Annotated in this window: 15 protein-coding genes; 6 read left to right on the top strand and 9 right to left on the bottom strand. The window is 68.8% G+C overall.

Annotated features, from left to right (window positions below; all coding sequences use genetic code 11):
* Positions 1 to 17 precede the first annotated feature (17 nt).
* Positions 18 to 515 carry a LabA-like NYN domain-containing protein gene (locus ACZ45C_RS13895; RefSeq protein WP_460560931.1) on the bottom strand — a complete coding sequence of 166 codons (498 nt, stop codon included), beginning with the start codon at positions 513 to 515 and terminating at the stop codon, positions 18 to 20.
* 135 nt (positions 516 to 650) lie between these two features.
* Between ACZ45C_RS13895 and ACZ45C_RS13900 the strand changes: the two genes are divergently transcribed.
* Entirely contained in the window at positions 651 to 2,555 is a 1,905-nt protein-coding gene (locus ACZ45C_RS13900) for an ABC transporter substrate-binding protein (protein ID WP_460560929.1), read from the top strand.
* A gap of 4 nt (positions 2,556 to 2,559) precedes the next feature.
* Here ACZ45C_RS13900 and ACZ45C_RS13905 read toward each other — a convergent pair whose 3' ends face one another.
* The 5 genes from ACZ45C_RS13905 to tpiA form a co-directional block, all read right to left on the bottom strand.
* Positions 2,560 to 3,285 carry an acyl-CoA synthetase family protein gene (locus ACZ45C_RS13905; RefSeq protein WP_460560927.1) on the bottom strand — a complete coding sequence of 242 codons (726 nt, stop codon included), beginning with the start codon at positions 3,283 to 3,285 and terminating at the stop codon, positions 2,560 to 2,562.
* 133 nt (positions 3,286 to 3,418) lie between these two features.
* The gene (locus ACZ45C_RS13910) at positions 3,419 to 3,739 is read right to left on the bottom strand and encodes a cupin domain-containing protein (RefSeq protein ID WP_460560925.1); all 321 of its coding nucleotides are present in this window, start codon (positions 3,737 to 3,739) and stop codon (positions 3,419 to 3,421) included.
* Positions 3,740 to 3,834: 95 nt separating this feature from the next.
* Positions 3,835 to 5,001 carry a molecular chaperone DnaJ gene (dnaJ, locus tag ACZ45C_RS13915; protein ID WP_460560923.1) on the bottom strand — a complete coding sequence of 389 codons (1,167 nt, stop codon included), beginning with the start codon at positions 4,999 to 5,001 and terminating at the stop codon, positions 3,835 to 3,837.
* Positions 5,002 to 5,052: 51 nt separating this feature from the next.
* Positions 5,053 to 6,972 (bottom strand): molecular chaperone DnaK, encoded by a 1,920-nt coding sequence (gene dnaK, locus ACZ45C_RS13920; RefSeq protein WP_460560921.1) that lies wholly within the window; start codon positions 6,970 to 6,972, stop codon positions 5,053 to 5,055.
* Between the two features lie 212 nt (positions 6,973 to 7,184).
* Entirely contained in the window at positions 7,185 to 7,829 is a 645-nt protein-coding gene (tpiA, locus tag ACZ45C_RS13925; RefSeq protein ID WP_460560919.1) for a triose-phosphate isomerase, read from the bottom strand.
* 169 nt (positions 7,830 to 7,998) lie between these two features.
* Between tpiA and ACZ45C_RS13930 the strand changes: the two genes are divergently transcribed.
* Entirely contained in the window at positions 7,999 to 8,799 is an 801-nt protein-coding gene (locus tag ACZ45C_RS13930; RefSeq protein WP_460560917.1) for a DICT sensory domain-containing protein, read from the top strand.
* Positions 8,800 to 8,818: 19 nt separating this feature from the next.
* Here ACZ45C_RS13930 and ACZ45C_RS13935 read toward each other — a convergent pair whose 3' ends face one another.
* On the bottom strand, positions 8,819 to 9,349 hold the full coding sequence (locus tag ACZ45C_RS13935; protein ID WP_460560915.1) for a multiprotein bridging factor aMBF1: 531 nt from the start codon (positions 9,347 to 9,349) through the stop codon (positions 8,819 to 8,821).
* A 119-nt stretch (positions 9,350 to 9,468) separates the two neighbouring features.
* On the opposite strand from ACZ45C_RS13935, the gene aroA reads away from it, so the two are divergent.
* Together aroA and ACZ45C_RS13945 are read left to right on the top strand one after the other, a co-directional pair.
* A complete protein-coding gene (gene aroA, locus ACZ45C_RS13940; RefSeq protein ID WP_460560913.1) occupies positions 9,469 to 10,869 on the top strand; it encodes a 3-phosphoshikimate 1-carboxyvinyltransferase in 1,401 nt (466 codons plus the stop codon).
* Positions 10,870 to 11,076: 207 nt separating this feature from the next.
* Positions 11,077 to 12,282, top strand: coding sequence for an ArsA family ATPase (locus ACZ45C_RS13945; RefSeq protein ID WP_460560911.1), 1,206 nt, complete (start codon positions 11,077 to 11,079; stop codon positions 12,280 to 12,282).
* Between the two features lie 81 nt (positions 12,283 to 12,363).
* Here ACZ45C_RS13945 and ACZ45C_RS13950 read toward each other — a convergent pair whose 3' ends face one another.
* Together ACZ45C_RS13950 and ACZ45C_RS13955 are read right to left on the bottom strand one after the other, a co-directional pair.
* A complete protein-coding gene (locus tag ACZ45C_RS13950) occupies positions 12,364 to 13,008 on the bottom strand; it encodes a hypothetical protein (protein ID WP_460560909.1) in 645 nt (214 codons plus the stop codon).
* On the bottom strand, positions 13,005 to 13,715 hold the full coding sequence (locus ACZ45C_RS13955) for a hypothetical protein (RefSeq protein ID WP_460560907.1): 711 nt from the start codon (positions 13,713 to 13,715) through the stop codon (positions 13,005 to 13,007). The genes ACZ45C_RS13950 and ACZ45C_RS13955 overlap by 4 nt, the downstream gene beginning before the upstream one ends.
* A 94-nt stretch (positions 13,716 to 13,809) precedes the next feature.
* On the opposite strand from ACZ45C_RS13955, the gene ACZ45C_RS13960 reads away from it, so the two are divergent.
* Positions 13,810 to 14,604 (top strand): DUF2103 domain-containing protein, encoded by a 795-nt coding sequence (locus ACZ45C_RS13960; RefSeq protein ID WP_460560905.1) that lies wholly within the window; start codon positions 13,810 to 13,812, stop codon positions 14,602 to 14,604.
* A gap of 191 nt (positions 14,605 to 14,795) precedes the next feature.
* Positions 14,796 to 15,521 carry a LysE family translocator gene (locus tag ACZ45C_RS13965; protein ID WP_460560903.1) on the top strand — a complete coding sequence of 242 codons (726 nt, stop codon included), beginning with the start codon at positions 14,796 to 14,798 and terminating at the stop codon, positions 15,519 to 15,521.
* Positions 15,522 to 15,586 lie beyond the last annotated feature (65 nt).

Raw genomic sequence — 15,586 nt, forward strand, 5'->3', positions numbered from 1 at the left:
AACGGGACGAACGCCGGCTACAACAGGAACGTCTCCTCGCGTTCGGCGAGGTCGACGAACTCGTCGGCGGCGTCGATCAGCTCGTCGGCCGCGGAGTTCGAGAACCCCATCGCCTCGACGCGGACCCCCTCGTGCCGGAGGTGCGTACAGAGGCGTGCGAAGTCGCCGTCGCCGGTACATAACACGACGGTGTCCACGTGACTCGCGAGCGAGACGGCGTCGAGGCTCATTCCGAGGTCCCAGTCGGCCTTCTTCGACCCGTCGGCGAACGTCTTGATGTCCTTGATCTTCGTCTCGAAACCGATCTCGCGGAGCGCCTCGAAGAAGCTCTCCTCTTCGGGCGAGTCGGCGCGGATCACGTACGCGATGGCGCGAACCAGCGCCCGCCCGGAGACGGCCTCTTCGAGCAGGCCAGAGTAGTCGATGTTCCGAGAGTAGACGCTCTGTGCGGAGTGGTACAGGTTCTGTGAATCCGCGAGCACCGCGACGCGCTGGTCGGGATGGATCTCGTTCATACCGGCGTTTTCGCGCGACGGGTTACGGCTTTTGGGATCCGCGGTTCACGATGGGGACACCGGTCGCGTGTGCGTCCCCGACGGCACGCGCCGCGGATCTGAAGTGTTTTATACGCATATGCGCTGCGTGAACGAATGAGACGTGACCGCGGTGACGCCGGTGCGGATTGCGGAGTCAGACGACGGCGGTACCTCTCGACGCTGGCAGGCGGTGCGTCGGTCGCCCTCGCCGGCTGTTCGAGCCTCGGGTTCGGGGCGGTGGACGCCGGACGCGACGCGTCGACGTACGCGACGGCCGTCACGGAGCCGATCGCGACGCTCAACCCGATATACAACGCCGCGAACGGCGGCGGCAACGCGATCGCTCGCGCGCTCGATCCCGGGTACGCGTTCGACGGCGAGGACGAGTACGTCCCCCTGTTGTACGACCTGTCCAGCGACGACGGCCGCGAGTGGACGTTCCGCCTCCGTGACGGGCTGCAGTTCAGCGAGCCGTACGGGTCGGTGACAGCTCACGACTTCGTCTACCTGATCCGTGAGGTCCACCAGGGCGGCTGGGCGGAGTCGCCGGCGGCGGCCCACTGGCGGGGCGTCGAAGTCACGGTCGTCGACGATCGCACGTTCCGCGCGAGGCTCCCGAGACCGCGGCTGCTGTGGCCCGAGAGCTACGAACCGCTCGTGTATCCGATTCCGCGGGAACTCCTCGAACCGTACGTCGAACGGACCGACGTCGAGGGGCTTCGCACGGACCGAACGCTCGTCGAACTCGGGTTCTCGGGGAACCTCGGCCCGTACGTTCTCGACGAGTGGCAACGGGGCGAGGCGGTCCGGTTCAGCCGCAACGACGAGTACTACCTCCGTGCGGCCGCGGCCGGAACGCGGGATATTGCGGTCCCGCCGGGGTTCGACGGTGCGCCGCACTTCGACGCTGCGACGGTTCGAGTGCTCCCCGACCGGGCCGCGCGCCTCGACGCGTTCGACTCGGGTACGATCGACGCCGCGGCGATACCCGTCGATCGGATCGGCGCGTACCGCGACGACGACGCCGTCACCGTCGGCCGCGTTCCACAGGCGCACGCCGAGCGGATCGCGGTCAACATGCGCGACAACGGGTGGACCGCCGGCCCCGGGAACCTGTTTCGGCACCGGTCGTTTCGGCGGGCGCTCTCCGCCGCGATCGACACGGACGCGCTCGTCGAGGAAGCGTTTCACGGCGCAGCCGCCCCGCAGTTCACGTGGCACCCGCCGTTCGGCGAGTTCCACCCTCCAGACGACGAACTCCCGCGGTTCGGTTCCGGCGATCGATACGGCCGTGGATACGCCCGCGACCTCGCGCGGCAGGCGTTCGAACGGTCGACACACGGCTACCGGTTCGACGGTGAAGAGATGGTCACGCCGGACGGAGAGCGAGTCTCTCTCGGGCTGTACCGCCGCGCCGACGACGGCGTGTCTCGTCGCGTCGCCGCGTTCGTCGCCGCCGAACTCGACGCGAACCTCGGCATCGACGTGGCCGTCGAAGGGATCTCCCGCGAGCGGTTCGCGTCCGAGTGTTACGTGGTCGACGACCGCCCGACGCCGGAGCGGGACGGCACGGGCGACCGCGTGAACGTACCCGACGCGCTGGTCGACGAGGTGCGCGGCGAGTGGGTCGCGTGGACGCGGCCGACCGCAGTCAACCCCGGTCCGCGGCGCGTCACGGCCGACACGCCGTGGGACATGGAGGTCGTGTTCCGATCGAACACCTTTCCCCGGAACCCGCTGGCCACCGCCGCGCTCTTCGACGGGGCGACCGCGCCGTACAACGCCGTCGGGTACTACCCGGAGTTCGACGCCGCGTCGCTCTTCGAGCGCGGGCGGCGGGCGACCGACCGAGACGCGCTCGCGGAGACGCTGACGGAGCTGTTCTCGGAGATCGCGGCGGCACAGCCGTACGTGACGCTGGCGTTTCCGGCGGCCGCGGTCGGCTATCGAGCCGGGCTCTCGGGACCGATAGAGCGATTCTCGAACGGATGGAACCGCGCGGCGTGGCGGTACGAGTGACCGGTCAGTGAAACGCGATCGAATCGAGCGCGATCGAGCGCGGAGGCCCGTCCGTGTCCGCCGCGTCGTCCGCGATCGCGACCGTCGGTTCCGGTCCGCCCGCGAGCACCGCGGTCGCGCCGACCGACAGCGGAGCGACGACCCCCGCGGCCACCGCCCGCGGGTCCGAGAGCCCACCGTCGAGCACGACGCGCGAGGCCGTGGTCAGGTCGTGTCGGTCGACGACCGAGGCGGCCGCATCGAGGAGGGCGCGGTGGGAGCGGCTGCGGTCGTCCCCGTCACGGAGAACCGGGTCGTCCGGGGCGACCGCGCTCGGCGGCGTCGCCGGATTCTCGCTCCACAACTCCTGCTCCCAGTGGGTCGTCTCGGGACGGTCCGGCGGGCCGCCGAACGCGGCGAGGTTCGTTCCGGGGGTCGGATCGATCGTCGGTTCGTCGTCGACCGCCACGAGCACGACGCGATCGCCCGCCGCGATTCCCGCCTCGGGATCGAATCGCACCGGCGCACCGATCCGGGCGGCACCGAGGAACGCGAGCACGGTGTGAAGCCCGAGATCGGGGTCGACGGCGACGATCGACCCCTCGCGCGCGCCGAGATAGCGCAGCACGTTCGCCGCCTTGTACGCGTTGGTGATCAGGTCGTGGTACGTTCGCTCGCGGCCGTCGGCGGTGACGAGCGCGATGTCGCGGCTCCGTCGATCGCGTGCGAGGAGGTCGCCGACGATGTCCATACCCGACGCTCGGTCGGTAACGGGTAAAAGGAAGCGGCTCCGTCGACGCCTCCGGTGCGTCGGCCGGGCGCGCGCCGCCGGACGAAACGCGTGTGCTCAGGGCGCGCCGGCGATGATGATCATCGAGCCGGTGTCAGGGCGCGCCGGCGATGATCATCTTCGAGCCGTCCGCCGAGAAGGAGAGGTCGCGCGTCGAATCGGCGTCGACGCGCACCGCGTCGCCGGGGCCGAGTTCGACGGCGTCGCCGTCGACCGTGAGCGTCGCTTCACCGTGGATCAGGACGTACACCTCCTCCTGGCCGTCTTCGGCGTGATCGTGTTCCATCCCGTCCCAGCCGTCGTCCGCCTCGACGACCGTCACGCCGAGACCCTCGCAGTCGAGCGCGTCGCGGAGGAAGTACATGCCGGGCGCGCGCGGTTCGACGTCGTCGTAAGCGGTCGCGTCGTATGCCATACCCGCGCTACGCGGTGAGAGCCGGAAAAGCTACGGGTCGGCGAAGGCGGGATCGACAGACCGCACCGACGACCGCCGAGGTGCTCCGTCCGCCGCTAGAAGGAACTCTTCAGCTTCTCGAAGAAGCCGCCGCCGACGTCGATATCCTCGCCGCCGGCCTCGGCGAACGCCTCAAGCGCCTCGCGCTGTTCCTCGTTGAGCGACTCGGGGATGACGACGCCCACCTGCACGTAGAGGTCGCCGCGGCCGCGGCGACGCAACCGAGGCATCCCCTTGCCCTGCAGTCGGAACGTCTCGCCGCTTTGGGTCCCGGCGGGGACGTCCATCTCGACGCTGCCGTCGACCGTCTCGACTTCGATCGTGTCGCCGAAGACGGCCTGCGGGAACGATATCGCCTCGCTCACGTGGAGGTCGTCGCCGTCGCGCTCGAAGCGGTCGCCGACGTCGATATCGACTTCGATCAGCAGGTCGCCGTTGGGGCCTCCGTTCTCGCCGGGCGCGCCCTCGCGCTCCATCCGCAAGCTCTGTCCGGAGCGGATGCCGGGCGGAATCTCGACGGAGAGCGTCGCGTCTTCGCGGACGGTTCCGTCGCCGCCGCAGTCCGCGCAGTCCTCGCTGTACAGTTCGCCCTCGCCCTCGCACCGCGGGCACGTCGAGGTCTGCTGAACACGACCGAGCGGGGTCTGTTGGACCTGCTGGACTTGCCCGCGGCCGTTACACTGGGAACAGGTCTCCACGTCGGCGTCGGGCGGGTGTCCCGCGCCGTCGCAGGTGTCACAGGCCGTCGGACGGGTGAGCGTGACCTGTTTGGTCGCCCCCTCGAACGCCTCCTCGAGATCGATCGTGAGGCCCGTCTTGAGGTCGCGGCCCTGTCGGGGGCGGTTGTCGGGACCGCCACCGCCGCCGCGACCCCCGCCACCGCCGAAGAACTGATTGAAGATGTCCTCGAAGCCGCCGGCTCCGCCCGCGCCACCGGCCCCGCCGAAGGGGCCGCCCGCCCCGCCGGGACCGCCGCCGCCCGTCGCCCCGCGCTTGTCGGCTTCGGTGAACCGATCGTGGCCGAGCTGGTCGTACTGGCGGCGCTTCTCTTCGTCAGTGAGCACCTCCTTCGCCTTCTGTATCTTCTTGAACCGCTCCTCGGCGTCGTCGTCGTCGCTGACGTCCGGGTGGTGTTCGGCGGCCTGCTTGCGGTACGCCTGTTTGATCTCGTCTTCGCTGGCGTCCCGCGACACGCCCAAGACGTCGTAGAAGTCTTCGCTCATGCGTTACGTGAATAGGTGTGTGGTGATCCGCCGGAGTCGAATGATTCGCAGCTACTCGTCGTCGGTGTCTTCGTCGTCCACGTCCTCGAAGTCGGCGTCGACGTACTCTTCGTCGTCCGCGTCGGCTGCGCCGTCCGGGCCTGCACCGCCGGGGCCGCCCATACCGCCCATGCCGCCGGGGCCGCCGGCAGCGCCGCCTGCACCACCCGGACCGGCCTGTGCCGCCTGCTCTTGGTACATCTGCTTGCCGATCTCCTGGAGTTCCTCCGAGAGTGCCTCGGTAACGGACTCCAGCTCCTCGGTCTCGGCGTCCTCGTCTTCGAGCGTTTCCTCGACGTCCTCGATCGCCGCCTCGATGTCGGAGACGAGTTCCTCGTCGAGCTCCTCCTCGTTCTCTTCGAGCAGCGTCTCTGCGCGCTGGATAGACGTTTCGGCCTCGTTGCGCGCCTCGATGCGATCGCGGCGGGCCTCGTCCTCCTCTTTGTGTTTTTCCGCTTCCTCTTGCATCTCCTCAATCTCCTCGTCCGAGAGGCCGACGCCGCCCTCGATGGTGATCGACTCGGCGTTGCCCGAGCCCTGGTCTTCGGCCTCGACGTTGACGATACCGTTCTCGTCGATGTTGAACGAGACTTCGATCTGCGGAGTTCCCGCGGGTGCCGGCGGGATGCCCGACAGCTGGAACGCGCCGAGCAGTTCGTTCTCCTCGGCTATCTCGCGTTCTCCCTGGAAGACGCGGACGTTCACGGACGTCTGGTTGTCCGCGGCCGTCGTGAACACCTTCGACTCCTCCGTGGGGATCGTGGTGTTCTTCTCGATGAGCCGCTCGAAGAGGCCGCCCTTCACTTCGATACCGAGCGAGAGCGGCGTCACGTCGAGCAGGACGATGTCGTCGACGTCACCTGAGAGCACGCCGCCCTGAACCGCCGCGCCGAGCGCGACGGCCTCGTCGGGGTTGACGTTCTTCTTCGGCTCCTGGCCGACCAGTTCCTCGACCTTCTCTTGGACCTGCGGCATCCGGGTGGAGCCGCCGACGAGGATGACCTCGTCGATGTCGCTCTTCGAGTAGCCGGCGTCCGAGAGCGCCTGCTCCGTCGGGCCGACCGTGCGCTCTAAGAGGTCCGAGGTGAGGTTCTCGAATGTCGCGCGCGTCACGGACTGTTCGAGGTGGACCGGACCGCTGTCGGTCGCGGTGATGAAGGGGAGGTTGACGGTCGTCTCCTTCTTGCTCGACAGTTCGATCTTCGCCTCCTCTGCGGCGTCTTTCAGCCGCTGGAGCGCCTGCCGGTCCTCGCGGAGGTCGATCCCGTGGTCGTTTTCGAACCCCTCGGCGAGGTGGTCGATGAGCGCCTCGTCCCAGTCGTCGCCGCCGAGGTCGTTGTCCCCGTTCGTGGCGACGACCTCGTAGACGCCCCCACCGAGATCGAGGACGCTCACGTCGAACGTGCCGCCGCCGAGGTCGTACACGAGGACGGTCTGGTCGGACTCGTCGTCGAGGCCGTACGCCATCGAGGCCGCGGTCGGCTCGTTGACGATGCGTTCGACCTCGAAGCCGGCGATCTCGCCGGCGTCCTTCGTCGCCTGCCGCTGCTTGTCGTTGAAGTACGCGGGGACCGTGATCACGGCCTTCTCGACGTCGTCGCCGAGGTACTCCTCGGCGTCGCGTTTGATCTTCTGGAGGATCATCGCCGAGACCTGCTCGGGCGTGTACTCGTCGTCGCCGATCTCGACGGTGTAGTCGTCCTCGCCCATGTGCCGCTTGATCGACTGGATCGTGCGGTCCGGGTTCTGGACGGCCTGATTCTTGGCCGGTTTCCCGACGAGTCGCTCGTCGTCGTCGGCGAACGCGACGACGGACGGCGTCGTCCGGTCGCCCTCCGCGTTCGCGATGATTTCGGGCTCGTCGCCCTCCATGACCGCGAACGCGGAGTTGGTGGTACCGAGGTCGATACCGAGAATCTTGTTGCTCGCCATCTTGGCCACGAGTAGCGGCTTGTGTCGGTTAAAGGTTACTAGACGCCGCGATCTGTCCGCGAGTGAGAACCCACTCACGTCTTGCGATTTGCCGATCGTGTGAGTCGATCACATCGACGTATTTATAAAGATCCGCAAGCGCAGCGGCCGGCGGGCCGTACGCAGCCCGACAGCGACGATCCGATGCGGCCCACGGTGACGAGCGGTGTGACTCAGAGCCCGCTGACGAGGTCTTCGAGCACCGCCTCCGGATCGTCGGCCTTCGCGACGCCCGAGGCGAGCAGGACGCCGGACGCGCCGAGGTCCCCGGCGGCGGTCACGTCCGCGCCGGTCGAGACGCCCGCGCCGCAGAACACGTCGACGTCGGCGTCGACCGCGTCCGCGGCCGCGACCGCGTCTTCGACGATCCCCGGGTCCGCAGTCGAGACGGAGACGTCGCCGCCGATGAGTTCGGGCGGTTCGACGGCGACCGCGTCGGGGGAAAGCGCCGCGGCCGCGCCGACCTGCGCGGGGTTGTTCGCGCAGACGATCGTCTCCAGCCCGGCTCGCTCGGCCGCCCGCACCGAGCCGTCGATGTCGGCGAGTCTGCGTCGCTTCTCGGAGTGGTTGATGAGGGTCCCCTCGGCGCCGTTGTCGGCGACAGCCTCGGCGAGCGTCGATCCGGTGTGCGAGCCGTGGGCGTTCGGGGAGACGTGCTGGGCCCACGTCTCGACGCCGGTGTCGGCGACGCGGGCGACATCCGCGGCCTGCGGCGAGACCGCGATCCGCGCGCCTGAGGCTTCAGATACGTCGCGAGCGGCCGTCGCTATCTCGATCGGATCGCACGGGTACGCCTTGAGGTTCACCAGGATGAACATGTGCGTACGGGAGGCCCGCGGGCGCAAATAGGTTCGTGCTTCGCGTTCGTCCCCCGTCGAAATCCGCGGCGGTGAGACGCGTCGGGAGGACGCGCGGGCGATCCCGTCTCGACGAATCCTCGAAAGCATAAACGACCTTATACCCCGGTACTGTGAGTCGAGACGAGAGATGTCCCTCATCGAGCTCATCGCGGGTGTGGAAGCTCACGAGGCCACGCTGACCGTGTACAACGCCGACGCCGCGGACACGGACGCGCTCCGCGATCACTTCGCGGACCGCAACATTCGGATCGTCGGCGAACAGAGCGTCGCGGGCCCCGAAGCGTTCGCCGCGCTGTCCCGAGACGGCGAGTTCGTCACCGCCGTCACCGTCGACGAACTCCTGCCCGACGCCGAGCCGCCAACGGATGGTGGAGAGGGAGAAGACGCCGACGCGGAGCCGAACCACGGCGGGACTCGACGCGTCGGTGGTGCGGTCCTCGACCACCTCGACGAGACGATGTTCACCTCCTACTCGCGAGCGGACATGGTAGCGGCCTCCCGCGAGATCGAAGACCGCGCGTGGCGCGTCGGCGACGGCGAACTCCACGCCGGCTTCCAGACGCTCGACGTGCTCACCGGCGAGACCGACACCTACGACGTGCTCGGCGAGAAGACGGATCTCGACGTCCACGCGTACGCGGCCGACGAGGGCGACCCGCCGGACGTCGAGCACTACACGGTCCACGTGGGACGCACGGCCGAGATCCGCGAGACGTGGTTCGTGGCCTATGACGGGGGCGGACTCGACGAGGCGAAGTGCGCGCTGCTCGCCGAAGAACGCGATCCCGGAGAGTTCTACGGGTTCTGGAGCTACGACCCCGAGACGGTGGAGTACATCATCGACTACCTGACGGAGCGGTACGGGCCCGCGACCGACGAGACGAGAGCGGACAGCGACGATCGCGACGACGCCAGACGGAGCCGGTAGATGCGCCGCCGCCGTAAAATCAGTCCTTCCGTTTGACCACGTCACCGAGCGTCATGGTGCCCGAGTCCCCGGTGTCCCAGTCGGCGTCCTCGACGGACTGCCCCTCGACGAGGGAGATGTCGAGCGCGCGTTCGAGCTTACGTTGGACGTCGTCGGTGGGGAGCGTGTCGCCGCGTTCGAGTTTGCGGATGAGACTCGCCTTCTCGTTGAGTTGGTCGGCGAGTTCCTCCTGACTCAGGCCGCTCGACTCGCGGGCGTCTCGAATGCGTTGGTCGTAGTCCGTCGCGATCTCGTCCATGTCGTCGAACATGTCGCGGGGACGGGTCGACTGACCGGACGAAGACGACGAAGAGGAGGAGGACGACGACGAAGACGACGACGTTCCGGTGTTCGAACTCGTGGAGTACTTGCTGCCGCCGGAGTTCGTGGACTCGTCGCGGACCTCGGTGCCGAAGTCCGTACACGAGCTGCAAAGCTCCAGTTCGGCGCCTTCGACCTTCGTCGTCGTCAGCGAGGCCTGCTCGGCGCCACACATCTCACACTGAGGCATACGCGTCGGTAACGCTCCCGGTCGTATAAAGGGTGCGCCGGACGCCGGCAGCTCGGAGCGGCCGGACAGAATCGTGCCGCGTCCGGTACCGACTTGTCGCCGGGGATGGCACGGGGCGTATGGACGTTCACGTCACCACCTCGACCGTGCGGGGAACGACCCGCGCGCCGCCATCGAAGAGCTACACGCACCGGGCGCTGTTGGCCGCCGGCTACAGCGACGGCGCGACCGTCAGATCCCCGCTGGTCTCCGCGGACACGAGAGCGACCGCGCGCGCCGTGAGCGCGTTCGGCGGTCGTGTGAGCGCCGACGACGACGACACCGCCGCCATCAGCGACGTCGACGCCGCCGACGAGCCGGCGATTCCCGACGGCGCCGAGACGCTCGCGGTCGACGGGTTCGGCGGCCGTCCCGTCGTCCCGGCCGACGTGATCGACTGTGCGAACTCGGGGACGACGATGCGGCTCGTCACCGCCGCGGCCGCGCTCGCGGACGGAACGACCGTCCTCACCGGCGACGGGTCGCTCCGGTCGCGCCCGCAGGGGCCGCTGCTCGACGCGCTCGCCGAACTCGGCGTGCGCGCGGAATCGACGCGAAACAACGGGCTGGCTCCGCTCGTCGTCACGGGGCCGCTCGCGGGCGGCGACGTCGCCATTCCCGGCGACGTCTCCTCGCAGTACGTCACGGCGCTGTTGATGGCCGGCGCGGTCACCGACGAGGGCGTCGAGGTGGGTCTCACGACGCCGCTCAAGTCGGCACCGTACGTCGACATCACGCTCGAACTGCTCGACGAGTTCGGGATCGAGGCGACGCCCGTCGACGACGGCGGCGACCCGATCGACGGCGCGGCTGGCGCGGCGGGCTTCGTCGTCCCCGGCGGGCAGTCGTACGAGCCCGCCGGCGGGAGCTACGCGGTTCCTGGCGACTTCTCGTCGATCTCCTATCTCCTTGCCGCGGGCGCGATCGCCGCCGGCGACGACGAGAGCGTCCAGATTGAGGGCGCGCGGCCGAGCGCGCAGGGCGACGCCGCGATCGTCGATATCGCAGAGCGCATGGGGGCCGCGGTCGACTGGGACAGCGACGCCGGCGAGATAACCGTCGAGCGCTCTTCGCTGTCCGGCGTCACGGTCGACGTCGGCGACACGCCCGACCTGCTCCCGACGATCGCCGCGCTCGGGGCCGTCGCCGACGGCGACACGCGGATCGAGAACTGCGAGCACGTCCGCTACAAGGAGACCGATCGAGTGTCGGCGATGGCCGAGGAGCTAGCGAAGATGGGCGCGGAGACAACGGAGGAACCGGACGTGCTCACGGTCCACGGCGACGAGAGCGACCTCCGCGGCGCGACCGTCGACGGACGCGCGGACCATCGGATCGTGATGGCGCTCGCGGTCGCCGCGCTGGTCGCCGAGGGAACCACGACCATACGGGGTGCAGAGCACGTCGACGTCTCGTTCCCCGACTTCTTCGAGACGGTGGCAGATCTGGGAGCGGACGTGGAGCGCGCCGGAGACGACTGAGCGACGACTCGCGTCTACGTGCGGCGGCGCGTGCTCGTGAGCGGCCGCCAAGGGCGGTCGCGAGGCGGCGCGCGCGGGGTCGCCGGCGCTACGCGGAGGACGACCGCCGAGGCTGGGGAGGCGTGAGGTGCGGTTGCGAGGCGTCTCCCCGCGCGGCCGCTTCGTTCGGACCGACGGGTACACAAACCGACCGCACGCACTGTCCGTATGGACGACATCGACGTCGAACCCGTGGATCGCGTCGAGGACGACCAGCGCGGCGCGACCGACGAGGCCGAAGAGCCCCCCGCCGACGGCCACTCCGGAGACGCCGCCGTTCCGGTCGAATCCGCGGACACGACCGACCTCCCGGCGGGCGTCGACGCCCCGGAGTATGTCCTCTACGGCGGGAAAGGCGGCGTCGGGAAGACGACGATGGCGGCCGCCACGGGACTCGCGTCGGCCGCGGGCGGGGTTCAGACGCTCGTTGTCTCGACCGACCCCGCCCACTCGCTCTCCGATACGTTCGAGACGGACATCCCCGCCGAGCCCGCGCGTATCCGCGAGGACATCCCGCTTTTCGCCGCCGAGATCGACCCCGACGCCGCGATGGAAGAGGGGATGTTCGGTGCCGACGCCGACCCGCTCGGAGGGCTCGGCGAGATGGGCGAGATGATGGGCGGTATGGGCGGCGGGGACGGTCCGACGGGCGGCGTGGGCGGTGCCGGCGGTCCCGAAGACGGCGACGCAGCCGGCGACGAGGGGCTCGGCGGACTGCTCGGCGGCACGATGCCCGGGGCCGACGAGGCCGCCGCGATGCGCCAGCTCCTCGAATACCTCGACGACCCGCGCTTCGACCGCGTTATCGTCGACACCGCGCCGACGGGCCACACCCTCCGGCTCCTCCAACTCCCGGAGATCATGGACTCGATGCTCGGCCGCGTGATGAAGCTCCGTCAACGCTTCTCGGGGATGATGGACGGGATCAAGGGGATGTTCGGCGGGAGTGATGACCCCGACCCGTCGGCCGACCTCGACGAACTCCGCGACCGGATCGAGCGCCTGCGGACCGTCCTCCGTGACCCGGAACAGACCGACTTCCGGGTCGTGATGATCCCCGAGGAGATGAGCGTCGTCGAGTCCGAGCGGCTCGTCGCCCGCCTCGACGAGTTCGAGATTCCGGTGAACACGCTCGTCGTCAACCGCGTGATGGAGGGGATCGGCGACGTGGCCGGCGGGATCGATCCGGAGTGGGTCGTTGAGCCGAACCCCGAGACGTGCGATTTCTGCGCGCGCCGGTGGGAGGTCCAGCAGTCGGCGCTCCGTCGCGCGACAGACCTGTTCCGCGGCCGCGACGTGAAACGCGTCCCGCTGCTCGCGCGGGAGGTCCGCGGCGAGGCCGCGCTTCGGGTCGTCGCGGCGTGTCTGCGCTGAACGAACCGCGCCGACGAACACCGCCAAGGCGGCACAGATCGACAGAAGAGAGACGCGATCCGATTCACCGGGACCGCGATGTCAGTCAGCCGTCCCGGCCAACGCATCCCGGACCCGCTCTGCGACACCGGTGAGGTGTGCCTGACCGAAAATCGCCACCACGAGCGCACCGACTGAGTTGTACACCAGGTCGGCCACGGTATCGTCGAGACCGAACTGGGCCAACGGCATCGAGACGCCCGTCTCGGCGGCGATGATGTCGAGGCCGAACTCGAACAACTCCCAGACGACGGCGAACGCGAGCACGACCACGAGGATGAAGACGAACGCGAAGCGCGACGGGATCCGGATGGCGTCGCTGTGGAGGTCGACGGCGCGCAGCGTCGTGTAGCCGGCACCCGCGATGAGCGACGCCGAGAGGGCGTGCGTGAGGTGGTCCCACCAGCCGATCTGCGCGTAGAACCAGGCCGACCCCAGCGTGTGGAGAAATACCGCGAGAGTGATCCACACGCCGAGCCACGGATCGAGCGGGATGTCGTAGTTGCGTTCGAGCAGCGCCGGAATGAACGTGACGAACAGCCCGATCCCGCCGTTGGTGATCGCCTTCGGCTGGCCGTAGACCGCGCCGTAGACGACGATCCCGGCGAGGAGAACCTGCATCGTTCGGGTGAGACGACGCTGGTTCGCGAGGGACGGTCGGGGGAGCGACAGGCGAGCGGGTATCATCGGCGAACCACCTGCCAGATGGCGCGTCGGAGCCGTACTCCCCGCCGCCGGAAGTACGCGTCGAACAGAATTCCGGCGACGAGGCCGGCCAGCGTCACGTAGATCCACTCGATCATCAGCGCCTCGTTCGTCGTCAGGTAGGACGTGTCGAGCAACCGGTCGGTGTTCCACCGCACGATCGTCCAGACCGCCGCCGTCGCCATCGTCGTCATCACGACGAAGATGACCGCGAACCAGTGGGTGACCCGAAGCGAGGTGAACATGTGCAGTTCGACCGTGATGATGAGCGCCAGCGCGGCGATGGCGAGGTACGTCGCGAAGACGCCGAGTTCGCCGCCGAGCAGCGCGCGAACCAACACGGGCAACAGCGCGAGACCGAGTACCTCCCACGGGAGCATCACACGCGGGTCGCGCGCGGCGACCGCCGGAGCGAGGACGACGACACCGATCGCCGCCCCGAGTAGCATCGGAAGGATATCGAAGCCGAGCAGACTCTCGACGAACACCCCCGCGAGCACCGCGACCATCGCCCACGCGACGAGCGCGTTCGTCTGTCCGCTCCGGAACAACCGCGCCAGCCGGTCCTCGATGGCGTCGCCGTCTGGAACGTCCGGGTCGGCCTCGTCGGGGGCGTCCGGGTCGAGCCCGCCGGCACAACTCTCGTCGCCCCCGTCTCCGGAGTCTGCCCCGGACCGGTCGGAGTCCATACGCACCCGAAGGACGGCACCCACTAATATGAGTTGCTCCGCGGACGCGGACCGAACGAACGCGCTTTTACCCCTCACGCGCCTGTTACCCGGTATGAACTGCCGGCGGTGTGGGACTCCGCTTCGAAAGCCCGGAGACTTCTGTCTCACCTGCAACACCGCCAACGCCGACGCCGTCGTCTCGGAGTTCGAACCCGATCGCGCGACCCTCACCGTGCTCGACGAGGACGCGATCGTCGGCGAGACGACGGTGACCACCCGCCCCGAGAGCGCGGAGCGGCTGAGCGAGGTCCAACTTCGCAACTTCGCCGGGCGCGTCGCCGACGAGATTCGTCGGAAACGTCCCGACACCGTCTACGCCGCCGGCGAGCGTGAACCGCTACGAGAGACGCGAGCGCAGTTACACCACGAGTTCTACCGAGTACCGGACGCGAGGACGGATCGCGATCGGGGGCGTGGCCGCTCCTCGACCGAGAGCGGCCGCGACGGCCGCGATGTGAGTCCCGTCGTCGAGTGGGTGCTCGACCGCCGGGGCGACCGCGCACTGGAGGTGGTCGAGACGCCGCCACGCGAGAAGATCGGCGGGTCGCACTCCACGCTCATCGGCGATCGCAAGGGACGGAGAGCCGTCGGAACGGTCGCAGAGCACCCGCACGTCAAGAAGATCGTTCCGGGACCGATCGACGCCAGCGGTACCGGCTCGCGGACGGGGCTCCGCGCGAAGGCGACACGCGCCGGCACCAACGGGAACGTTCGGCTCCTCCTCCGCGACGGCTCCAGCGTGCAGGAAAACCGGATCGTCACCACCGCGATGGACCGCGAGACCGGCGAACGCGTACGCGACGATCTCAACGAAGCGCTACGGGACGCGGAGTTACAAGACGAGTGACGGCGGCCGGGTGACGAGCGGAGCGGAAGACGACAGCGTATCCCGAAGACCCGAGGCCGTGTTCGGATCCGTCCGTCGGTGATCAGATTGCATATCTACCGTCCGCTATTCGGCCGTAACGTCCGGATAACGGGGCTAAAGAACCGATCTTCTTCGCGGACTTTTTCACGAAACCGGACGTGTTCTTGACCGTGAACCTCCTCGTCACGCTCGGTGCCGGCGTCGTATTCGGATTGGCACTCGCCGCTCCGCCCGGTCCGATGAACGCCGTGATCGCCGAGGAATCGGTCCTTCGCGGTCGGGTCGCGGGGATCCGTGCGGGCCTCGGTGCCGCCACCGCCGACGCGGTGTTCTTCGTTCTCGCGTACCTCGGCGTCGTCGCGGTCGTCGAGTCACTCCCGCTGTTGCGGGCAGTCATGATCGCGGTCGGAGGCGTCTTGATGCTGTACTTCGCCGTCGACGCGGCCCGCGGCGCGCGGACATCGTTCCGTCCCACCTCCGGCGACGATCCGTCGATCGATCCGGGAAACGGGTTCCGAAAGGCGCTGGTGCTCGCGCTGACGAACCCCTACCAGGTGTTGTTCTGGCTGACCGTCGGGGTCGGACTGCTGCGTCCCGGCGAACTCGACGTGCTGGCGCGGCTCCCGGTGGTCGGTTCGGATCTGGCCGGGACCTTCGTCGTCGCGACGGGGTCGCCGGCGCTGATCGGCGGCTTCTTCGCCGGCGTGGTGATCTGGGTCGTAGGGTTCCCGACCGGCCTCGTGGCCGCCGAGCGCCGGATCGAGACGTTCGCACCCGTCGTCGCGGTCGGCTCCGCCGTGGTGCTCGCCGGGTTCGGCGTCTACTTCCTGTACGACGCCGCGACGACGTTCGAGGCGATGTCGGTCGTCACCGGCGTCGCGAACCTCGCAGCGTGAGGGACGTGACCGGTCGACAAGAGACGTGATGGTGACCGGCGTGAAACGAACTCGGCGACTGTGAG

The organism is Halorubrum pallidum (assembly GCF_055380345.1).

Coding starts and splice junctions, on each gene's coding strand:
- ACZ45C_RS13900 (WP_460560929.1), top strand. CDS start 651: ATGAGACGTGACCGCGGTGACGCCGGTGCGGATTGCGGAGTCAGACGA.
- ACZ45C_RS13905 (WP_460560927.1), bottom strand. CDS start 3,285: ATGGACATCGTCGGCGACCTCCTCGCACGCGATCGACGGAGCCGCGAC.
- ACZ45C_RS13955 (WP_460560907.1), bottom strand. CDS start 13,715: ATGGACTCCGACCGGTCCGGGGCAGACTCCGGAGACGGGGGCGACGAG.
- ACZ45C_RS13950 (WP_460560909.1), bottom strand. CDS start 13,008: ATGATACCCGCTCGCCTGTCGCTCCCCCGACCGTCCCTCGCGAACCAG.
- ACZ45C_RS13960 (WP_460560905.1), top strand. CDS start 13,810: ATGAACTGCCGGCGGTGTGGGACTCCGCTTCGAAAGCCCGGAGACTTC.
- ACZ45C_RS13910 (WP_460560925.1), bottom strand. CDS start 3,739: ATGGCATACGACGCGACCGCTTACGACGACGTCGAACCGCGCGCGCCC.
- dnaK (WP_460560921.1), bottom strand. CDS start 6,972: ATGGCGAGCAACAAGATTCTCGGTATCGACCTCGGTACCACCAACTCC.
- ACZ45C_RS13930 (WP_460560917.1), top strand. CDS start 7,999: ATGTCCCTCATCGAGCTCATCGCGGGTGTGGAAGCTCACGAGGCCACG.
- ACZ45C_RS13935 (WP_460560915.1), bottom strand. CDS start 9,349: ATGCCTCAGTGTGAGATGTGTGGCGCCGAGCAGGCCTCGCTGACGACG.
- tpiA (WP_460560919.1), bottom strand. CDS start 7,829: ATGTTCATCCTGGTGAACCTCAAGGCGTACCCGTGCGATCCGATCGAG.
- dnaJ (WP_460560923.1), bottom strand. CDS start 5,001: ATGAGCGAAGACTTCTACGACGTCTTGGGCGTGTCGCGGGACGCCAGC.
- aroA (WP_460560913.1), top strand. CDS start 9,469: ATGGACGTTCACGTCACCACCTCGACCGTGCGGGGAACGACCCGCGCG.
- ACZ45C_RS13945 (WP_460560911.1), top strand. CDS start 11,077: ATGGACGACATCGACGTCGAACCCGTGGATCGCGTCGAGGACGACCAG.
- ACZ45C_RS13895 (WP_460560931.1), bottom strand. CDS start 515: ATGAACGAGATCCATCCCGACCAGCGCGTCGCGGTGCTCGCGGATTCA.